General features: G+C 61.4%; 14 protein-coding genes. 7 read left to right on the top strand and 7 right to left on the bottom strand.

The annotated features are described in order from the left end of the window. Positions 1-3: 3 nt before the first annotated feature. Complete coding sequence (locus QX132_RS17095; RefSeq protein ID WP_316162073.1) at positions 4-993, bottom strand: zinc-dependent alcohol dehydrogenase family protein; 990 nt, start codon at positions 991-993, stop codon at positions 4-6. 250 nt (positions 994-1,243) lie between these two features. Between QX132_RS17095 and QX132_RS17090 the strand changes: the two genes are divergently transcribed. Continuing rightward, positions 1,244-3,937: a bifunctional acetate--CoA ligase family protein/GNAT family N-acetyltransferase gene (locus tag QX132_RS17090; RefSeq protein ID WP_315739040.1), complete on the top strand. Its 2,694-nt coding sequence runs from the start codon at positions 1,244-1,246 to the stop codon at positions 3,935-3,937. 43 nt (positions 3,938-3,980) lie between these two features. Here the strand turns inward: QX132_RS17090 and QX132_RS17085 are convergent, their stop codons facing one another. Together QX132_RS17085 and QX132_RS17080 are read right to left on the bottom strand one after the other, a co-directional pair. Continuing rightward, positions 3,981-4,484, bottom strand: a complete 504-nt coding sequence (locus QX132_RS17085; protein WP_315739039.1) for a phage holin family protein — start codon at positions 4,482-4,484, stop codon at positions 3,981-3,983. Further along, positions 4,485-4,754, bottom strand: coding sequence for a hypothetical protein (locus QX132_RS17080; RefSeq protein WP_316162071.1), 270 nt, complete (start codon positions 4,752-4,754; stop codon positions 4,485-4,487). It lies immediately after the preceding gene. A 161-nt stretch (positions 4,755-4,915) separates the two neighbouring features. On the opposite strand from QX132_RS17080, the gene QX132_RS17075 reads away from it, so the two are divergent. The 3 genes from QX132_RS17075 to QX132_RS17065 are packed head-to-tail and all read left to right on the top strand — an operon-like array spanning position 4,916 to position 7,938. Continuing rightward, on the top strand, positions 4,916-6,052 hold the full coding sequence (locus QX132_RS17075) for an ABC transporter permease (RefSeq protein ID WP_316162070.1): 1,137 nt from the start codon (positions 4,916-4,918) through the stop codon (positions 6,050-6,052). A gap of 2 nt (positions 6,053-6,054) precedes the next feature. Then, positions 6,055-6,834 carry an ABC transporter ATP-binding protein gene (locus QX132_RS17070; RefSeq protein WP_315739035.1) on the top strand — a complete coding sequence of 260 codons (780 nt, stop codon included), beginning with the start codon at positions 6,055-6,057 and terminating at the stop codon, positions 6,832-6,834. A 3-nt stretch (positions 6,835-6,837) separates the two neighbouring features. Continuing rightward, on the top strand, positions 6,838-7,938 hold the full coding sequence (locus QX132_RS17065; RefSeq protein ID WP_316162068.1) for an ABC-type transport auxiliary lipoprotein family protein: 1,101 nt from the start codon (positions 6,838-6,840) through the stop codon (positions 7,936-7,938). Positions 7,939-7,948: 10 nt separating this feature from the next. Here QX132_RS17065 and QX132_RS17060 read toward each other — a convergent pair whose 3' ends face one another. After that, the gene (locus tag QX132_RS17060; RefSeq protein WP_315756127.1) at positions 7,949-8,266 is read right to left on the bottom strand and encodes a cytochrome c; all 318 of its coding nucleotides are present in this window, start codon (positions 8,264-8,266) and stop codon (positions 7,949-7,951) included. Between the two features lie 141 nt (positions 8,267-8,407). Between QX132_RS17060 and QX132_RS17055 the strand changes: the two genes are divergently transcribed. After that, the gene (locus QX132_RS17055) at positions 8,408-9,121 is read left to right on the top strand and encodes a helix-turn-helix domain-containing protein (protein ID WP_315782844.1); all 714 of its coding nucleotides are present in this window, start codon (positions 8,408-8,410) and stop codon (positions 9,119-9,121) included. 571 nt (positions 9,122-9,692) lie between these two features. Continuing rightward, complete coding sequence (locus tag QX132_RS17050; RefSeq protein WP_315739031.1) at positions 9,693-10,424, top strand: Crp/Fnr family transcriptional regulator; 732 nt, start codon at positions 9,693-9,695, stop codon at positions 10,422-10,424. Between the two features lie 189 nt (positions 10,425-10,613). On the opposite strand, the gene QX132_RS17045 is transcribed toward QX132_RS17050, so the two are convergent. From QX132_RS17045 to QX132_RS17035, 3 genes are read right to left on the bottom strand one after another with little or no spacing between them, the layout of a single operon-like run. Then, positions 10,614-10,754 carry a hypothetical protein gene (locus QX132_RS17045; RefSeq protein WP_316162066.1) on the bottom strand — a complete coding sequence of 47 codons (141 nt, stop codon included), beginning with the start codon at positions 10,752-10,754 and terminating at the stop codon, positions 10,614-10,616. A gap of 36 nt (positions 10,755-10,790) precedes the next feature. Next, complete coding sequence (locus QX132_RS17040) at positions 10,791-11,789, bottom strand: TRAP transporter substrate-binding protein (protein ID WP_315812969.1); 999 nt, start codon at positions 11,787-11,789, stop codon at positions 10,791-10,793. A 55-nt stretch (positions 11,790-11,844) separates the two neighbouring features. Further along, entirely contained in the window at positions 11,845-12,531 is a 687-nt protein-coding gene (locus QX132_RS17035) for a GntR family transcriptional regulator (protein ID WP_316162064.1), read from the bottom strand. A gap of 377 nt (positions 12,532-12,908) precedes the next feature. Between QX132_RS17035 and QX132_RS17030 the strand changes: the two genes are divergently transcribed. Beyond that, complete coding sequence (locus QX132_RS17030; RefSeq protein ID WP_316162061.1) at positions 12,909-14,996, top strand: molybdopterin oxidoreductase family protein; 2,088 nt, start codon at positions 12,909-12,911, stop codon at positions 14,994-14,996. The last annotated feature ends 152 nt before the right edge of the window (positions 14,997-15,148 follow it).

Raw genomic sequence — 15,148 nt, 5'->3', positions numbered from 1 at the left:
ACTTCAAAAGTCCGGGATAAGCACCGCCGCGCCGACGACGTCACCCCGCCTCAGGCGGGCCAGAACGTCATTTGCGTCGGACAGCGGATAGGGCGTCGTATGGGTCCGTATTTGAGCCTGCTGCGCGACCCGCAGGAAATCGAGACCGTCTTGTCGCGTCAGGTTGGCGACGGACACCACCTGGCGTTCTCCCCAGAGGAGGGAATATGGGAACGTCGGAATGTCGCTCATATGAATACCTGCGCAGACCACCCGGCCACCCTTCCGAACAGCCCGCAGAGCGGCCGGAACAAGCTCGCCAGCCGGCGCGTAGATGATGGCCGCGTCCAGAGCAACATCCGGACGCTGGCCCGCCGCTCCGGCCCATGTGGCGCCAAGTTGGCGCGCGAAATCCCGCGCAGCTTGGTCGTGCTCGCGGGTGAACGCATAGATCTGGCGCCCCTGCCAGCGGGCCACCTGGGCAACGATGTGACCGGCCGCGCCGAATCCGTAGATGCCAAGCCTCTCGGCTTTCCCTGCCATGACCAGAGACCGCCAGCCGATCAGGCCGGCGCACAGCAACGGCGCGATGGCAATGTCATCCTCCAAACCGTCGAGCGGGAATGCGAAATTTGCGTCCACGACGGCGTGGGTTGCATAGCCGCCGTTGCGTGTGTAGCCGGTAAACGTGGGCTGGTCACAGAGATTTTCCATACCTCGTGCGCAGAACATGCAATGGCCGCACGTATGCCCCAGCCATGGAATTCCGACGCGCGCGCCGAGCTTGTGCGTCGTCACACCAGGACCAATCTGGTCGACATGACCGACGATCTCGTGTCCGGGGACGATCGGATACCGAATGTCGGGAAGCTCACCGTCGTACACATGCAGGTCAGTGCGACACACGCCGCATGCCCTGACCTTGACGCGGATCTCACCGGGACCAGGATCGGGGTCCGCGAGCGTCTCGGGCTGCAGCGGCGCTCCAGGCTTTCGCAGAACCATCGCTCGCATCGGAGAGCCTCCCGGACGAAGTTGCAGGGTAATAAGATAATCAGCCCGGCAATCGTTTGATGCTCATCAAGGACTTGGTACGAATACTGCGGCCTACCGAGCAGAGCCTGCAGGTGCAGTCAGGGAACGGAGCGGTATCGCCTCCGTGACTATGCTGGGATGATAAGTCGCGCTAGACCCGCTGCGGATTGAAACTAAGATCAATCCTCGGGATTCACCCGCCTTTCACCAACTGATGTTGGACGTGCAAATGTCGACCTACCGATTGCGGAACCTGCTTTTGCCACGCTCCATCGCTCTGATCGGAGGGAGTCCGCGACCGAACTCGGTAGGGAAGGCCATTCTCGACAATATCGTCAAGGCGCGGTTCGAGGGCAAGCTTGGCCTGGTCAATTCTCGCTATCGGGAGATATCCAATATCGCAGCCGTTGGCAGTCTCGCCGAACTGGCGTTCGTGCCGGAACTGGTGGTGATCACGACGCCACCCCCTTCGATCCCGGATCTCATCGATCGCGCAGGCGCGTTGGGGACGGCAGGAGCTCTGATCATTACCTCGGGTCTGGGACACGGAGAGGGGTCGCTTGCCGACCAGACCGAGAAGGCAGCGCAGAAATACGGCATGCGCCTCATTGGACCGAACTGTCTCGGCATCATGATGCCGACCATCAAGCTCAATGCGAGCTTTTCGGCGCACATGCCGGTTGTAGGCAGCCTGGCGCTCATTTCACAGTCCGGCGCTATCGCGGCGGGGATGGTAGATTGGGCTGCTCAGCGCGGTGTTGGGTTTTCCGGAATCGTCTCGATCGGCGACCAGTTGGACGTCGATCTCTCAGATCTTCTGGACCATTTCGCGTTGGACGGTGGGACCCGCGCGATCCTGCTCTACATCGAAGCCGTCAAGGACGCTCGAAAGTTCATGTCCGCGGCGCGAGCGGCGGCAAGGGTCAAGCCGGTTGTGGTCGTGAAATCGGGCCGCGGTGCCGTCGGTGCGCGAGCTGCGGCGACACATACGGGCGCGCTGGCGGGAGCGGATGCCGTCTACGATGCGGCTTTTCGCCGGGCCGGCGTTCTACGGGTCTCCGATCTGCGCGAGCTGTTCGACTGCGCCGAAACGCTGGGGCGGGTGGAGTCGCCCATGGGCAAGAGGCTCGCCATTCTCACGAATGGCGGCGGGATCGGCGTGCTCGCCGTGGATCGACTGGTCGAGCTCGGAGGCGTGCCTGCCGCACTTTCGCCGGTCGTCCACGACAAACTCGATGCCATCCTGCCGCCGACCTGGTCCGGATCCAACCCGGTCGACATCGTCGGCGATGCCGATGCCGCACGCTACACGCTCGCGCTCGAGGCGCTGCTCGCCGATCAAGCCAACGATGCAGTTCTCGTCATGAACGTTCAGACCGCGATTGCATCCGCGAGCGCCATTGCCACGGCTGTCACCGAGTTCGTCAGTACCTATCGAAAGCAGCACCAGCGCTGGGCAAAGCCGGTTCTGGCGGCATGGGTCGGTGCGGAGCAGCCGGTCATCGAAACCTTGAGCGGGGCAGGAATTCCGAACTACCCAACCGAGGATGATGCCGTTCGTGGCTTCATGCATCTCGTTCGTCATCGGGAGGTGGTCGAATCGCTTGCCGCTGTCCCGCCGGCCATGCCGAGCTCTTTTGCGCCCGACGTCGAGGCAGCCCGCAAAATTGTGGCGACGGCCCTCGCCGACGGGAGGACTTGGCTCGATCCGGTCGAGATCAGTCGCCTGCTGGAGGCCTACGATATTGCGATGGTGCCGACGTTCGCGGCGTCTTCGGTCGACGAGGCGGTCGGGTATGCGGAGCAGTTGTTCGCTCAGGGCACAACTGTCGTGCTCAAGATTTTGTCGAGAGACATCATTCACAAGTCCGACGTCGGCGGTGTCGTGCTCAATCTGACCACGGCCGAGGCCGTGCGTAACGCGGCGAACGAGATCATGGCCCGCGCGAGGGCCGTTCGGCCCGACGCACGGATTTCCGGCGTGATCGTGCAAGCCATGATCGTCCGCGCCAAGGCGCGGGAGCTGATCATGGGCATTGCCGACGATCCAACCTTCGGAACCGTGATCGTGTTCGGCAGGGGCGGTACCGCCGTCGAGATCATCAACGACAAAGCGCTCGGTCTGCCTCCGCTCGATCTCCATCTGGCGCGCAACCTCATCGAGCGGACGCGCGTCTCACGATTGCTGCACGCCTATCGTGATGTCCCGGCGGTCAAGCCCGATGCAGTCGCACTGGTGCTGGTCAAGCTTGCGCAGCTTGCAGCAGACGTTCCCGAGATTCGCGAGCTCGATATCAATCCGCTGCTCGCGGACGAGAGCGGCGTCATGGCCGTCGATGCGCGCGTCGCCGTCGGCAGGGTTCCGCCGAAATTCAAAGGCTCCGGTCCGTCGAATTTCGCCGTTCGGCCGTATCCGAGCCAATGGGAACGGCATCTCCAGGTCAAGGACGGCTGGCGAATCCTTGCGCGACCGATCCGACCCGAGGATGAGCCAACCATTCATGAGTTCCTCAAGCATGTCACCGCGGAAGACCTGCGTCTTCGATTCTTTGCCCCCATGAAGGAGTTCACGCACGAGTTCATCGCGCGCCTGACGCAGCTCGACTATGCGCGCGCGATGGCTTTTGTGGCTCTCGATGAAGCGACCAACGAGCTGGTCGGCGTCGTGAGGATTCACTCCGACTCGGTTTACGAGAGCGGGGAGTACGCGATCCTGTTGCGGTCGGATCTCAAGGGACGCGGACTCGGCTGGGCGTTGATGCAGCTGATCATCGAATACGCCAAGGCCGAAGGCCTGAAGATGATTTCCGGCGACGTGCTGCAGGAGAATGTCGTCATGCTGGAGATGTGCAGGAACCTCGGTTTCGAGGTCAAAACCGATCCGACCGAACGCGACCTCTGCAACGTAAAGCTCAGGCTTTGAGCTCAGGCTTCGATTGCCTCTCACCTGATTCAGCAGGATGGGTTCAAGTCGCACGGCGGTCGTTGGGCGGCGGGCTCGCCGCCTCGCCTTCGGAGCCGCCATGCGAGCGGAGAGTTCTGATGATCATCGTCGCAATGGGAACGATGAGCAGCGGAATGAGGCTGTTGAGCGGATGGTTGACCACGCTCGAGATCTGGGCCTGCAGAGCTCGTGCTTCCAATTGCAGCGAGTCCATGGACGAGGAGTGAATCTCGTTGGCTAGTTCGAGTTCCCTGCCGGACGGTGCACGGGATGCGATGATCAGCAGGATCGCCGCAATCGCGACATTGCAGGCTCCGAGTGCTGCGGCTGCCACCACCGCGGAGGTGATCTGGACCAATGCAAGATAGGCCGCCAGCTCGAACATCAGGAGGCCAAAGACGGCAATCAGCGCCGCAAAGGCCCGGAGGCCGAGCCCGACGAGCAGGTGCCGGAGCCTGATGTCGGCAATGACCCGGTCCGTCCGCCAGAGAAGGCGCAAATGTTTAACGACATTCTCGGTATCCACTTAAGTTCTCCGCAGTAGGAGGCCAACGGCAAGACCGAGGGCGAAGGCCGAAGCTGTCGCCACGATCGGACGGTCCCTGATCATCCGCTCCACCTGAACGTCTGTCTCACTTAGACGCATGTCCAGCGCCTCGATCGCTGCAGCGAGCATTCCGGCGGCTGGTTGCGCGTCCGGGTTGCCAAGCGGCGCCCCCGCGCCCCGCAGCAGCTGGCTTAGCTCACGCGTCAGGCTGTCCAACTCGGTCCTGAGCGTCGTCGGGTCGATAGCCATGTTTTGTCCTCGCACCAAAATCACTGTAGAACGCAGTCCGGCGGGATGCTTGATTTCGCTCAACCCGTTGCGCTGACGGCATTGACGCAGATCAAGCGAGGCAGATCGGCCGGATCTAGGAACGGGTGTGCCTCGGCGCGCCGACTGAGGGAGACATCCAATTGCGTGCTCATCCGGGACTGACGGCCGCGACGACGGAGGATGTGCTTGAGCTTCGTCCGAGCGGATCATGGGTGTCCCTCAACGTGGCGGAGCTCGAGAGTTTGACCAGCTCTGCCGGCACCAGGGTCAACAGTGCGAAAGCCGTGAAGCTTGATCTGGGTGCCGTGAGCGAGATCGATACCGTCGGTGCCTGGTTGCTCGAGAAGCTCAGCCGCCGTGCCGCCGCTGGCGGTCGTCGGGTCGAGATGACCGGGGTGGCAGAAAACTACATCGGCCTGGTCGAGGAGGTCCGGCAGGTCAATCGACGAGAGGTCGAGCCGGCACCGAGACTGAATCCGGTCCTCGCCAAACTCACGGACCTCGGTCGTTCGAGTCTGGGGGCAGCCCAGGACGTCAAAGTGTTCCTGGACATGTTGGCCGCGCTGTCCTTTGCTCTGCTGCGGACGCTACGTCGGCCGCGATCTCTGCGCGTGACCTCCCTCGTCTATCAGATGTACCGCATCGGATGGCAGGCTATTCCAATCGTGGCGTTGATCACTTTCCTGATCGGCGCCATCATCGCCCAGCAGGGGATTTTCCATTTTCGACGTTTTGGTGCCGAATCCTACGTGGTCGATATGGTGGGAATTCTGGTCCTGCGCGAGCTTGGCGTTCTGATCGTCGCGATCATGGTGGCAGGGCGATCGGGAAGCGCCTACACGGCGGAACTTGGATCGATGAAGATGCGCGAGGAGATCGATGCGCTGGTGACGATGGGGCTGGATCCCGTCGAGGTGCTGATCCTGCCCCGCATCGTTGCGTTGATCTTGACCTTGCCAATTCTCGCCTTCATCGGCTCGATGGCTGGCCTGTATGGGGGAGGGCTGGTGGCCCAGCTCTATGGTGGCATGGGACCGGCAATCTTCATCGCCCGGCTACACGATGCCATCTCGGTCACCCATTTCGAAGTGGGAATATTGAAGGCCCCGTTCATGGCCTTGGTGATCGGCATTGTTGCCTGCAGTGAAGGACTTCGTGTGAAAGGTAGTGCCGAATCGCTGGGGCAGCAAACCACGACATCCGTGGTGAAATCCATTTTCCTGGTCATCGTGCTCGATGGTCTATTCGCCGTGTTTTTTGCGTCCATTGGAATGTAGCAATGGATGATCTTGGAGTGTCCAGCGCGATCCGCGTGACCGATCTCGTCGTCGGGTTCGGCCGGCAGCTCGTTCTGAACGATCTTTCGCTCGACGTTCGTCGCGGTGAGATTCTCGGTTTGGTTGGCGCGTCAGGCGGCGGGAAGTCCGTCCTGATGCGGACGATCATCGGCCTCATTCCTCGGCGCAGCGGGACCATCGAGGTCATGGGGACACCCCTTGGTGGCGCCGAAGAGCGGACGACGCAGGCTGCGGCGAGGCGTTGGGGAATTCTGTTCCAGCAGGGAGCCCTGTTCTCGTCACTGACGGTCAAACAGAACGTTCAATTTCCGCTGCGCGAGAGCCTGCAGATGTCGCAGGGCTTGATGGATGAGATCGCGATAGCCAAGCTCGAAATGGTCGGCCTTCGCGCAGAGGACGGTGATAAATTCCCAGCCGAACTATCCGGCGGCATGACGAAGCGCGCCGCGCTGGCGCGGGCGCTCGCTCTCGATCCGGCGATCGTATTTCTTGACGAGCCGACCTCCGGCCTCGATCCGATTTCCGCCGGCGATTTCGACGCCCTGATCAAGACGCTCCAACTGACGTTGGGATTGACGGTGTTCATGGTGACGCACGATCTCGCCAGTCTGAACACGGTCTGCGACCGGGTCGCTGCTTTGGCCGACGGCAAGATCGTGGCAATTGGCCCTATGAGCGATCTCCTTCGATCAGAACACCCTTGGGTCAGAGCCTATTTTCACGGCAAGCGATCCCAGATGCTGCAACCAAAAGCGAGTTGAGAGATGGAAACCCGTGCGCCTTTCGCTGTCATCGGCGGCTTCGTGCTGGCGGCCATCGTCGCGATCTTTGGCTTCGTTTACTGGCTCAACAACACTGGAGGACTCGGGCCTCGCACGACCTATCACGTGCAGTTCGAGGGCTCAGTGCCCGGCCTGCTGGTCGGGGCTGCCGTTCTGTTCAACGGAATTCGGGTCGGCGAGGTGACTGAGCTGGGCCTGGCGCCGAACGATCCGCGTCGGGTCAACGCAACGATTTCCGTGGCGTCGACGACTCCCGTGCGCGCCGACACCAAGGTGGGTCTGGAATTCCAGGGGCTGACAGGAGTGCCGGTGATCGCGCTGGAGGGCGGCTCGTCGGCAGGAGCGGCGAGTGTCATATCGACACTGATTGCAGAACCGGGCGCCGGACAGAGCATGACGCAGGCCGCCCGGGACGCCCTGCGGCGCGTCGACGCAGTGCTTGCGGAGAATGCCGGGCCGCTCAAAGACACGATCGCCAACCTCAAGACATTCTCGGACGGCCTTGCGCGGAATACCGGCAAGCTCGATGGAATCGTCTCGGGTCTGGAAAAAATGACGGGAGGCGGCGCTCCAGCACAGAAGGTCACCTATGATCTGAGCGCGCCGCGAGAACTGGGGCCGGTCAACAAGACCATCAAGGGTCAGCTCGCGATTCCTGAGCCCACGGCCGTGGCGATGCTGCAGACTCAGCGCATGTTGTTCACGCCGACAAAGGACTACCCGGGGTTCGGTGATTTCCTCTGGGCTGACAGCATCCCCAAGTTATTGCAGTCACGTCTGATCGATGCCTTCGAGAATTACGATGTGGCCCACGCTCCGCTGCGGACATCCGATCTCGGCCAGCCCGATTTTCAGCTGCTGGTCGATGTCCGCCGTTTCCGGATCAATGGCGATACCGCCGCTGCGGAGATTGGTCTGTCGGCTCGCCTCGTCGACAAGAACGGCAAGGTCATCGCGTCACGGCTGTTTGACGAAAACCAGCCCGTTGCGCGGCTTGATCCCGCTGGTGCCGTGTCCGCCTTCAACGAGGCCTTCGGCCGGGTTGCCAAATCGATTCTGACCTGGACGATACAGGCGCTCTGAATCGACGGGGCTATTCCAAGCTCTTCAAATACGAGAGCAGATCGTGGATCTGCGGCGGCGCAAGCTGGAATTGGGGCATGGCCGGGTGACCAGTCACGATCCCCTCCGCGAGCGCTTCGCCCAATGATTCGATCGGGTAGCGGAGATGCAGGTTTCGGAACGGGGGTGCCGGTTCGAAGGGACTCTCTCCCGTTCGACCGATGGCATGACATCGTGCGCAGTGGGCCTTCGCGAAGGCCTGCCCACGTTGCTGCGACGTCGACGCCGCGTAGGAGGGTGTCACCAACGCTATCGCGGCGAGAAGGTGGCACAGAACAAGCCGCTGCATTCACAATGTCCGTTGGCGCTGGCAATGGCGGCCACGATAGGGCCCGGATTGTTGGTTCGTTTGATTTGAATCAATCGGAACTTCGAGCGTCCGTTAGAATGCAATCATTATATCCTTGCGCTTGGCCCAGCGGAGCCCCGTATGAAGACGTCTCTTGTTGCAGTCGATTTCCATGGGCAGGCCTGTGCCGATTGTGCCGTGCGGGGATTCAGTGTCTGTGCGTCGCTCGACCAGTTCGAAATGCGTGAATTCGAGCAGCTCAGCCGCCGGGCCCATTTTACGACCTGCGAGACGGTTTTCGCGCAAGAAGATACGTCGTCCTGCTTCTACAATTTATTGGATGGGGTCATGAGGCTCTACAAGCTTCTCCCCGACGGACGCAGGCAGATCGTCGGATTTGCGCTGCCTGGCGACTTCGTCGGCATGACGACGGAGGAACGGCATGGATTTTCGGCCGACGCAATCGGTCCCGTCACCGTCTGCCAGTTCGCAAAGGGACCGTTCGGACGCTTTGCCGAGGACAAGCCGAACCTGCTGCGGCGGATGAACGAACTGGCCGTGCAGGAGCTGAATCAGGCGCGTGATCACATGGTACTTCTCGGGCGCCGATCAGCCGAGGAGAAGGTTGCGACATTCCTCGTTGGCTGGAGGGACCGGCTGGTGGAGCTTCGGGGACCCTCTAACATGGTACCGTTGCCGATGAGTCGGCAGGATATCGCCGACTATCTCGGGCTCACCATCGAGACCGTCAGTCGAACGTTCACGAAGCTCGAACGGGAGGGCATCATCGCGATCCTGCCCGGGGGCGTCTCGCTTCGAGATTCGGCGCGAGCTGAAGCTATGGCTGCTGCCTGACGTCGCTGGCGAAACCCGCATTGCATTGATCTGGATCAAGGACTGTCGCGCAGCCGATAGGGAACTGTGTCTCAAACTCGAACAGGGGAGAGAGACATGCCGCTCGACGCTATGATGGTCAGCTTTGCAGTTGTGGGGGTTTTTGTCGGGTTCGCTGCGGTCCTGCTTTGGGCTGATTCACAGACAAGACATCGGGTGTGAGGTACAGGCTGCCCTTGGGCTGCGGCATCTTGCGCTCAGAAGAGTAGCGCTGCTGGTCCGACGGGCGGCTGGACGACTCTCACGCGCTGCACAATGTATGCCGGGCCCGCCTCTCGGGGGCGGAAACGCCTCCGGCGTCGATTGGCAGATGGCTTCGCCTTGAGCGTTCGCCGCATTTTCCTGGACAATCCGCCGATCTGCCGTATTCCGAAGTGCAATGAAATCGAGGATCGGTGGTCGCAAGTCCGAGGGATCGTCTTTGCTGGTGGCTGTAGGCGTGTCCATAGTCCCCTGACATCCGCGGGGGCCTTGGCCACCGGCTTTGGACAGCTCCCTTGGCGGCGGTATTCGGACGCCTGGGAGATGCGGTGTGACTGAGGAAAAGCGGGCGAGCGTCCGACCTACCAACAACGGCAAACTGTCGGTGCTGCGTCAGCATCCGATTTTTCGTGAACTCGAGGCCGATGCGGTCGATCAGCTCTGCCGCTACGCCAAGCCGACATCGCTCAAGCGCGGTTCAACCATCTTCTCAAAAGGCGATCCTGGCTCAAGCTTGTATGCCGTGATCAGTGGCACCGTCAAAATCAGTGTCTCATCGCCCGACGGCCGCAATGCCATCCTGAACCTGATCAGCGCGGGTGAGATATTCGGCGAAGTCGCCGTGCTCGACGGCCGAGAACGCACAGCCGACGCAACGGCCAATACGAACTGCGAGATCCTGGTCATCGATCGGCGCGAATTCCTGCCGTTCGTGAAGAGCCAGCCGGTGCTGGCAATGAAATTCATCGAGCTGCTTTGCGATCGGCTGCGCTGGACCAGCGACCAGGTCGAGCAGGTCATCCTTCAGGATCTCCCCCGCCGCCTTGCCAGTGCGCTGCTCGGCCTGACCGACAAGCGCAAGCTGGATACCGCAAGCCGCACCATCGCCATCACTCAGCAGGAGATCAGCGAAATGGTCGGCATGACGCGGGAGAGCATCAACAAGCAGTTGCGTGCATGGGCCGCGCGGGACTGGGTCCGCCTCGAGCACGGGGCGATCGTGCTTCTGAATCCCGAGCCGTTACGCGGATTGGCGGAGGCCGGTCAAGACGAAGACGAGTAGGGGCGGCGAGGCATTTTCCGACGTCCTGCTGCGCCGGTGATGGCCGCAGCCCGCCGGCGGCGAGCTGGATTTTCCGGGGGGCGGACATGAACAGTGCGCTGATCGAGATCGTCCCGCCGGCCGCGAGCGCGTGAAGGACGGCGTTATGGTTTGGTGGCACCAGCACAACAGGACGGCCATCGCTTCGGGTCAGGAAGCCGCGCTGTTCAGGACGTAGCGGGTGAAGACCGCCCAAGTGATGACGGCTGAGATCAGCGCGAGCGCCGTTACGCCCACGATGACGCAAGCGGGATACAGCGCATCCATCGCCCGGCGATAGAGTCCGGCCATCGTAAGCCTCTTGATCGTCCGAACCGAGCGTGCGGTCTATGCGATGTCCTGAATGCGCTTGATCATTTCTTGGTACTTCGGACCGTATTTGTCCCAGACCGGCTTCACGGCCTTCTGGAACGGCGCCTTGTTGGCGATTTCGACGATCTCGGAGCCACCGGCCTTGGCCTTCTCAATCGCTTCCCGCTCGTAGGCCTTCCAGAGTTCGCGCTCCTCCATCTGCGCTTCGCGCGCGAACTTCTTGATCAAGGTCTGGTCGTCGGTCGACAGGTTTGCCCAGGACCGCTTCGAAAACACGAGGATTTCCGGAATGACGAGATGCTGGGTGAGCGAATAGTACTTCGCGGCCGTGTAATGATTGCTGAAGACGTAGCTCGGCGGATTGTTTTCGGCCCCGTCGATCACGCCGGTCTGCAGCGCGCTGAAGACCTGATCGTAGCCCATCGCCACGCCGTTGCCGCCAAGCGCGTTCATCATGTCGATGAAGATGGGATTGCCGATCACACGGATCTTCAGCCCCTTGACGTCCTCGACCGTCCTGATGGGCTTCCTGGTGTTGTAGATGCTGCGCGCGCCCGAATTCATCCAGCAGAGTGCGACGAGATTTGCGCTGGCATTGGCGCTGACGCGGTCCAGAAGGTCCTGACCGATCGGACCGTCCATCATCTTTTCAGAATGTTCGATGCTCTTGAACAGGAAAGGCATGTTGACGACGTTGACGTCGTCGACGATCGGGCCGAGCGCGCCGGCGCTGACCCGCAGCATCTGGATCGCCCCGATCTGGGTCTGCTCGATGGTCTCCTTCTCGCCGCCGAGCTGAGCGGAGGGATACATCTGGATCGACAGCCTGCCGTTGGTTGCCGTTGCAAGCTTTTTGCCGAGGTTTTCTGTTGCTGCAACCGTCGGATAACCCGGCGGCTGAACGTCGGATGCCTTGAACACCGCCTTCGATTGCCCAAGGGCGGCCGAGATCGGCGGCAGCGTTGCAACGCCCGCAAAGCCCACGCTCAATCTGATGAAATCGCGTCTTTTCATGGCGTCTCTCCGACGGAATGATCGTGTCGCCGCAAGGTTCGATGCGATCATCTCGTTAGCTTGGTTGATCGAAATACTCTGGATTCTTGGTCTGAATTTCAGAGATGTCGTCGAGCAGGCGTTCCAGATGACTCGCCATGGCAGCCCGGGCACGATCCGGATCGCGCCGCTCGATGGCCTGAAGGATTGGTTCGTGCTCTGCGATCACTTCGGCCATCCGTCCGATCTGCGGCAGGGTCAGTCGACGATAGCGGTCGACGTGAACCTTGACCTGAACGATCAGTTTCCAGATCCCGGGATAGCCCGCGACCTCGGCGATGCCAGCGTGAAACATCTCGTCCGCCTGGTGGAAGGCTTCGCGATCCTTTGCGGCGCAGGCCTCGCGCTGACGTTCGAGGGTCGCATGCAGGTTGAGCAACTGGCTCGATGTCGCATGCTCGGCGGCCATCCGAGCGGTGGTCTCTTCGAGAGACTTTCGGATGATGATGGTCTCGGGGAGTGCTGCGACCGGAATGCGCGAGACTAAGATGCCGGACTGCGGAAAGATCTCGACCAACCCTTCATCCGAGAGTTTCAGAATGGCCTCGCGGACCGGCGTCCTGCTGACACCATAGGTCGTCGCAATCTGCGCTTCCGAGATAGGCTCCCCCGGCAGGCGCACGAGCGACACGAGTTCGGACCTGAGATCGGTGTAGATGCGTGACGCTGCTGTCGCGCCGCGGGGCCGACCATTGCGGCGCATGCGGGCAACCACAGGCCGTGGCGCTGGGGCCATTTTCCTCGGGGCTCGACTGGACATGTGCGTTTCCTCAACTGATATATTAATATATGAAGCTGGCTTTGCAATCGAAATTGCCGGTCAGCTGAGGGCTGGGCATGGTGCGCTGCGACGTAGATCGTTCGCAGGAGAGCGACCCCGAGCGCGCAACAGAAGCCTATCGTCTTTTGATGCAGTCTTCACCTTGCCCCTGGCGGCGGATCGGTTGTTGTCGATGGTGACTTGCCGCGTCTAGAAGCAGGCCCAACGTTTGCGGTGGAGCAGACACGCACGAATCTTGTTCATGCGAATGCCTCGCGAATGCTCTCGGCGGACGCATTCTTTGGTGCTACGAATCGGGCATGAACCAGCAAACTCGGGTCGACATCCGCCATTCCACCTGCCCGCACGATTGTCCGTCGGCCTGCGCGCTCGACGTCGAGGTGCTCGATCGAAAGACGATCGGCCGCGTTCGCGGCTCGAAACGGCAGACCTATACGGCTGGCGTGGTTTGCGCCAAGGTCGCGAGATATGCCGAGCGGATTCATCATCCTGAGAGGCTGATGCATCCGATGCGTCGCGTCGGCCCGAAAGGCTCAGGGCAATTTGCACGCATCTCCTGGGACGAGGCGTTGGACGTGATCGCCGAGCGGTTTCTCCAGGTGGAGCGCGACTTTGGCGCTCAGTCGGTCTGGCCGTATTATTACGCGGGCACGATGGGTCTCGTGATGCGCGATGGCCTCAACCGTCTCACCCATGTGAAGAAGTACTCGCGGTTCTACTCCACGATCTGCGCCAATGTCGCGCGCATCGGCTTTGCCATCGGCACCGGGAAGATTGCCGGCGTCGATCCGCGGGAGATGGCGCTCTCGGATCTGGTCGTGATCTGGGGCACGAACCCGGTGAACACGCAGGTCAATGTCATGACTCATGCGGCGCGCGCCCGGAAGGAACGAGGCGCCAAGATCGCGGCGATCGATGTCTACGACAATGAGACCATGAAGCAGGCCGACATCAAGGTCATCCTGCGACCTGGGACCGACGGCGCATTTGCCTGCGGCGTGATGCACGTGCTGTTTCGCGATGGCTATGCCGACCGCGCCTATATGGAGAAGTACACGGATTGTCCTGCCGAACTCGAAGCGCATCTGGAGACCCGGACGCCGCAATGGGCATCGCAAATCTCTGGCGTTCCCGTGGCCGAAATCGAGGCGTTCGCCCGTCTGGTCGGAGAGACGAAGCGGACCTTCTTCCGACTGGGTTATGGTTTCACCCGCAGCAGGAACGGCGCGACGCAGATGCATGCGGCATCGTGCATTCCCGCCGTGACCGGCGCCTGGCAGTATGAGGGAGGCGGAGCCTTCTTCAACAACGCGGCGCTGTGGCATTTCGATGAATCGATCATCGAGGGCCATGATGCCGTCGATCATTCCACCCGCTTTCTCGATCAGTCGCAGATTGGGCGTATCCTCACCGGGGATCGAGCAGCGTTGTGCGGCGGTCCGCCGGTCAAGGCGATGCTGATCCAGAACACCAATCCGATGACGGTGGCGCCCGAGCAGGAGCTGGTTCGCAACGGATTTGCGCGCGAGGATCTTTTCGTCGCGGTCCACGAGCAGTTCATGACCGAGACGGCGCAGATGGCGGACATCGTGCTGCCCGCCACGATGTTCATGGAGCATGACGATCTCTATTACGGCGGCGGCCATCAGCACATTTCAGTTGGACCGAAGCTGATCGACCCGCCCGGCGAGTGCCGGTCCAATCATGAGGTTCTGCAAGGCCTGGCGCGCCGGTTGCGGGCGGTGCATCGGGGCTTCGAGATGTCGCCGCGCGAGCTGATCGATGTGACGTTGAAGAAGAGTGGCCATGGCGATATCGCCGGGCTCGAGGCAGACGTCTGGCGCGATCTTCAGCCGGACTTCCGCACCTCGCACTATCTCGACGGCTTCGCGCACAGCGACGGGAAATTTCACTTCAAGGCCGACTGGGCTCATCCGCCATTCGGCCGCGTCATGGGCAATCCGGAGCGCATGCCGTCGCTGCCCGACCATTGGGCGGTGACCGAAGAGGTCGATCAACAGCATCCGTTTCGGCTTGCGACCAGCCCCGCGCGCTCGTTCCTCAACACCTCCTTCAACGAGACGCCATCGTCGCAGGCGCGGGAAGGGGGACCCTCCGTCATGATCCATCCGCTCGATGCAGCCCCGCTCGGCATTGTCGACGGCGAAATCGTCACGCTCGGCAATGAGCGTGGCCAGACCTCGCTTGCGGCCCGGCTGTTCGACGGAGTCCGGCGCGGGGTGCTGATCGCCGAATCCATCCATCCCAATCGCGCCCATGTCGGGGGGCGGGGCATCAACGTGCTCACTGCTGCCGACACCGTCGCGCCGATCGGGGGCGCGGCCTTTCACGACAACAAGGTCTGGCTGCGCAAATCGGCCGGGTGACGCCGACCTAGACGGGTCATCGAAAATATTTTTTAGAATCAATGGCTTGATGTCATACCTTAGTGTACTGGCCGCGGCCGGGAAGACTTCGTTTACCCAATCGCTCCGCATTATCGAATCTTCTTGAGCGTCGCTCATTTTCGCGATATCTA

It is taken from the genome of Bradyrhizobium sp. SZCCHNRI20481, assembly GCF_032485055.1.
In the GTDB taxonomy this organism is placed as follows: domain Bacteria; phylum Pseudomonadota; class Alphaproteobacteria; order Rhizobiales; family Xanthobacteraceae; genus Bradyrhizobium.
This window is presented reverse-complemented; position numbering and strand designations above follow the sequence as displayed.

Excerpts from the sequence above, each read along its gene's own strand:
- QX132_RS17095 (WP_316162073.1), bottom strand. The coding sequence starts at position 993 with ATGCGAGCGATGGTTCTGCGAAAGCCTGGAGCGCCGCTGCAGCCCGAG.
- QX132_RS17090 (WP_315739040.1), top strand. The coding sequence starts at position 1,244 with ATGTCGACCTACCGATTGCGGAACCTGCTTTTGCCACGCTCCATCGCT.
- QX132_RS17080 (WP_316162071.1), bottom strand. The coding sequence starts at position 4,754 with ATGGCTATCGACCCGACGACGCTCAGGACCGAGTTGGACAGCCTGACG.
- QX132_RS17070 (WP_315739035.1), top strand. The coding sequence starts at position 6,055 with ATGGATGATCTTGGAGTGTCCAGCGCGATCCGCGTGACCGATCTCGTC.
- QX132_RS17065 (WP_316162068.1), top strand. The coding sequence starts at position 6,838 with ATGGAAACCCGTGCGCCTTTCGCTGTCATCGGCGGCTTCGTGCTGGCG.
- QX132_RS17060 (WP_315756127.1), bottom strand. The coding sequence starts at position 8,266 with ATGCAGCGGCTTGTTCTGTGCCACCTTCTCGCCGCGATAGCGTTGGTG.
- QX132_RS17055 (WP_315782844.1), top strand. The coding sequence starts at position 8,408 with ATGAAGACGTCTCTTGTTGCAGTCGATTTCCATGGGCAGGCCTGTGCC.
- QX132_RS17045 (WP_316162066.1), bottom strand. The coding sequence starts at position 10,754 with ATGGCCGGACTCTATCGCCGGGCGATGGATGCGCTGTATCCCGCTTGC.
- QX132_RS17040 (WP_315812969.1), bottom strand. The coding sequence starts at position 11,789 with ATGAAAAGACGCGATTTCATCAGATTGAGCGTGGGCTTTGCGGGCGTT.
- QX132_RS17035 (WP_316162064.1), bottom strand. The coding sequence starts at position 12,531 with ATGCGCCGCAATGGTCGGCCCCGCGGCGCGACAGCAGCGTCACGCATC.
- QX132_RS17030 (WP_316162061.1), top strand. The coding sequence starts at position 12,909 with ATGAACCAGCAAACTCGGGTCGACATCCGCCATTCCACCTGCCCGCAC.